3 protein-coding genes and 1 pseudogene are annotated in these 3,744 nt (G+C 38.5%); 1 reads left to right on the forward strand and 3 read right to left on the reverse strand.

Annotated features, from left to right (window positions below; genetic code table 11):
* On the forward strand, nucleotides 1–1,100 hold a 1,100-nt coding region (locus tag QVB70_RS02600), incomplete at its 5' end, for a hydrogenase iron-sulfur subunit (protein WP_287583072.1).
* A gap of 49 nt (nucleotides 1,101–1,149) precedes the next feature.
* Here QVB70_RS02600 and QVB70_RS02605 read toward each other — a convergent pair.
* The 3 genes and pseudogenes from QVB70_RS02605 to QVB70_RS02615 form a co-directional block, all read right to left on the reverse strand.
* Complete coding sequence (locus QVB70_RS02605) at nucleotides 1,150–1,881, reverse strand: anaerobic ribonucleoside-triphosphate reductase activating protein (RefSeq protein WP_287583074.1); 732 nt, start codon at nucleotides 1,879–1,881, stop codon at nucleotides 1,150–1,152.
* Between the two features lie 265 nt (nucleotides 1,882–2,146).
* Nucleotides 2,147–2,347, reverse strand: a complete 201-nt coding sequence (locus QVB70_RS02610; RefSeq protein ID WP_287583076.1) for a histone — start codon at nucleotides 2,345–2,347, stop codon at nucleotides 2,147–2,149.
* 429 nt (nucleotides 2,348–2,776) lie between these two features.
* A pseudogene (locus QVB70_RS02615) lies at nucleotides 2,777–3,744 on the reverse strand (hypothetical protein); the annotation flags it as partial.

Below are 3,744 nucleotides of genomic sequence, written 5' to 3' on the forward strand. Positions count from 1 at the left end.
ACATAACGATATGCTATATGGATATCCGTCCAGTTGGCAAGAACTATGAGGAATACTATCGAAAGGCAAGAGAATTAGGCGTGGTCTTCCTGAGAGGAAAACCAAGTTATGTGGTTGATGATCAGAGAACCGAGAAACTGCTCGTAGAAGTTGAGAATACGTTAACTGGGGAATTTAATATTCTTGAGACTGATGTAGTGGTTTTATCAATGGCAATGGTTCCTTCCAAAGGGTCTACAGAACTTGCTAAGATGTTAGGTGTTGAACTGGATGAATATGGCTTCATTAAACCTCTTGATCCTAAAGTTCGCCCCGTCGAGACGAACGTTGCAGGAATATTTGCAACCGGTTGTGCAATAACACCGATGGACATACCAACTACGATGGCATATTCGGGTACAGCGAGCATCAGGGCTGCCAAGCTCATGCAAACCCGCGAAATGGAGAAAGATAAGGTCACAGCCTGGGTAGACCAAGAGAAATGCAGCACCTGCAGAATTTGTGAGCAAGTATGTCCTTTTTCCGCCATAGAGATGGGAGTAAAAGAAGATGGCGAGTTAGGACCTGCTGAAGTCTTAGATGCTAAATGCTATGCATGTGGTCTATGCGTTTCAGCTTGTCCATCTGCAGCGATCAGTTTCAAGTTCTACTCTGAAGAACAACTAAAGGCTGAAATCAATAGTCTACTATACAATGCTGGTACTGAAAAGAAAGTTATTGCATTCCTTTGCGATGAATGTGCATATGGTACTTCAGATGAAGCAGGTTTTATGGGGCTTCAATATGATCCTAGTGTTTACATTGTACGGGTACCCTGTATCTCTCGTGTTGACCCACAGTTAGTTCTTTCAACACTACAAGAGGGAGCAGATGGCGTGCTTGTAATTGGTTGTCTAAAAGAGAGGTGTCACTTCCTTAAAGGCAGTGAAATCGGTGACCTCCGAGTAAATCTGCTCCAAATATTACTTGGTCAAATGGGTATCAGCGAAGAACGTCTCAAAATGTATTTCGTTGACTGCGCAGAGGTTAATGTATTCACTAGAGCCGTTGAAGAGATGACTCAAACGCTAAACAACATCGGCAAACTAAAAATCCTATAGATTTTTGTAACTTTTTTTCCAATTTTCTTTTATTTTTCAACGTCATTGCTTATGAAATGAGTTCGTATCCTTTTTCTCGTGTTCTTATTGCAACCTTTTGCACACCCTGATTTATTGATACTTCTGCTAACTCAATTAGTTTATTTCTTGTTGGAGAGGTTATATTTTTTAGTTCTCGTACATCTCCTTCGTTCCAAAACTGCTGTAATACGTATACGCCGCGAAAAGAATGACTAGCTAAAAATCTTGAGATTGCTTCAATGTCATCTTTCATAATAAGTTCAGGAACAACCGTTGTTCTCACTTCAAAATCGACAACGCTTGAAGAGTTAATTATATTAAAACTCTGCATAACATTTTCTAATGTATTCGAAGATGTCTGAGTGATCGATGTATAGCGGGAAAATTCACATTTTAAGTCTAAGGCGATTCGATCTACAATATTAACAAGTTCAGATGTTACCCTCGGAAGTGATCCATTGGTATCCACGCTTACATAGAAACTTTTTTTTAATTCCTGACAGAGAGGAATTAACGTAGGTTGTAAAAGGGGTTCACCACCGGTAATTGAAACAGAATCTATCAGGATATTCTTGTAAATCACATTTAATAACTTAGTGAGTTCTATTAATTCGCCTGAATTAACTGGAATTAATGTCGAGTTTTGGCAGAAAACACAATCGAAGTTACAGCCTGCTAAAAAAACCACACTACATGCTCGTTGGGGGATGTCAACTGTTGATAATTCAACGACACCACCGATTCTCAGATAATGTTTCATATTATATTCCAACCAAACTAATTTAGAGATTACGAAAAACAAACACTGTTATACAAGGAACTGTTCTTCAGTAGCACAGATCAAGATATATTTGTATTGGCTTTTGTCTTGGTTTTCTTGAATTAGTTTAATTGAATTAAAGAACTAATATGCTGTAGTTTCTAAAAAAGACCAAACAATATTTGTTTTTGAAATTGTAACACTTGATCTAAAGATTATAAGGAAAAAAAGGAAAAAAAAAGAAGTTTAGACGAGTTTATCTCAACTACTTTATTGCAAGATTGATGTCACTCATCATGACCTTCTTTCGGCCGGCGTGTTTTGCGAGTCCAACAGCCTTTGAAGTGATAGCTTCAATTTGGCCCTCTAAATATTCAACTAATTTCATTACAGCGTCTTTCGCGACTAATTTTGCACCGGTCTCTTTCATAAGGTCTCGAACTGGGGCAATTGCCAATCTAGCCATATATATTTCCTCCAAATATTTGGATCTATGTGTTCAATACTTTTCTTTGAACACTACCTAAATTTAGGTTGTGTCCAAATCTTTTATACAGCATCACTTCCTTATAAATTATTTGGTTTTCCAGTACAAGTAGGTAAGGTCAGTCATGGGTGGAGGTCATGTGTTGAAGATTGACTTTGTGTGGGGGTAGCGAGTTGGAATCTTACCGTTTCGCGCGCGTAAGAGTAGACACCCAAGATTATCACAAAGGGTCTAAAAAATACGGGGCATATTTGTTGTAAGTGCCCAGAGAAAACTTATTTAGAGATCAGAAACAGTTGAAAATGGTATCTTTTGAGAACTAGTTCAAATTAAAGGATAGTTATGATCATACTGAAAAAAAGAAGTAGTTAATAGGAAAATACAACGGATGTCTGATTTTCTTTGAGACTAAGTTTGTTGCAACAGTTTTTTAAGGGAAAGTGCGACCTTGCTCAGGATATGTGGAGATATATTGAGGGATACAGAACTTGCTATACTCCCCATAATATCGTAGTGCCCTGTAGATCGTAAATTGACTTCCTTCTTCAATTCTTTTCCAGCAAAGACTTTTAGAATATATTTTCCGCCTCCTTCTGCTTGAAGTTGTGCAGCATAACGCGTTCCAGGGATAGGGACTATTGGTGTTACGCCAGATTCACTTACTGATTCTTCCGCAAGAGGCGCACCCAGTTCAATACGTTCAGCCAGTTTCTCAACTACAACTGCTTTTTCTACTCTGGCTTTTTCTGCTCTGGTTTCTTCTACTCTGGTTTCTTCTACTCTGGTTTCTTCTACTTCAACTGCATCTTCTACTTCGACTGCCTCTTCTGTTATAACAGGCTGTTCTACAGGTTGCTCTACTATTATGGAAGGCTGACCTCGTTTAGGTTGGATGATTGGCCGTGGTTCACTTGCGACTACTTTAGCCTCAAAATCAGTAACATCTTCGGCTGAATATGGAGTTCCTACACAATTTTTACTGGCCATGTTTAGATTTTGTTCAAGTGTCGTTATCAAATTGTTTGCAGTTGTTGACATTTCATCAATACGATCTGAGGGAAACAAACGCGAGCCAGTCTCAAAATGATGCATAGCACGTTTCCAATATCCAATAGCTTCACAGGGGTCGTCATTTACAGTAGCTAATGCCATAGAGTTACATGAATATCCTAGTTCAAATTTTGATCGACCATTAGCTTCTTCAGAATTATTCTTAACCAAAAAAAGGTTAGATGCATTCTTAAAAAGAATTGATGCTCCAGCATAAATTTGGGCGGCATGAGCAAAATTCTGGGCTCTATCTTCTTTTACAGCTAAAATATGTTGTGCTTCAGCCCTTGCACATAAGGCATGTGCTTCTAAATGATCTGATAAGA

The sequence above is a fragment of the Candidatus Borrarchaeum sp. genome, assembly GCF_019058535.1.
GTDB classification, from domain to species: Archaea; Asgardarchaeota; Sifarchaeia; order Borrarchaeales; family Borrarchaeaceae; genus Borrarchaeum; species Borrarchaeum weybense.

What these genes read in the sequence shown, in the direction of transcription:
- QVB70_RS02610 (WP_287583076.1), bottom strand. Translation starts at nt 2,347, where the DNA reads ATGGCTAGATTGGCAATTGCCCCAGTTCGAGACCTTATGAAAGAGACC.
- QVB70_RS02605 (WP_287583074.1), bottom strand. Translation starts at nt 1,881, where the DNA reads ATGAAACATTATCTGAGAATCGGTGGTGTCGTTGAATTATCAACAGTT.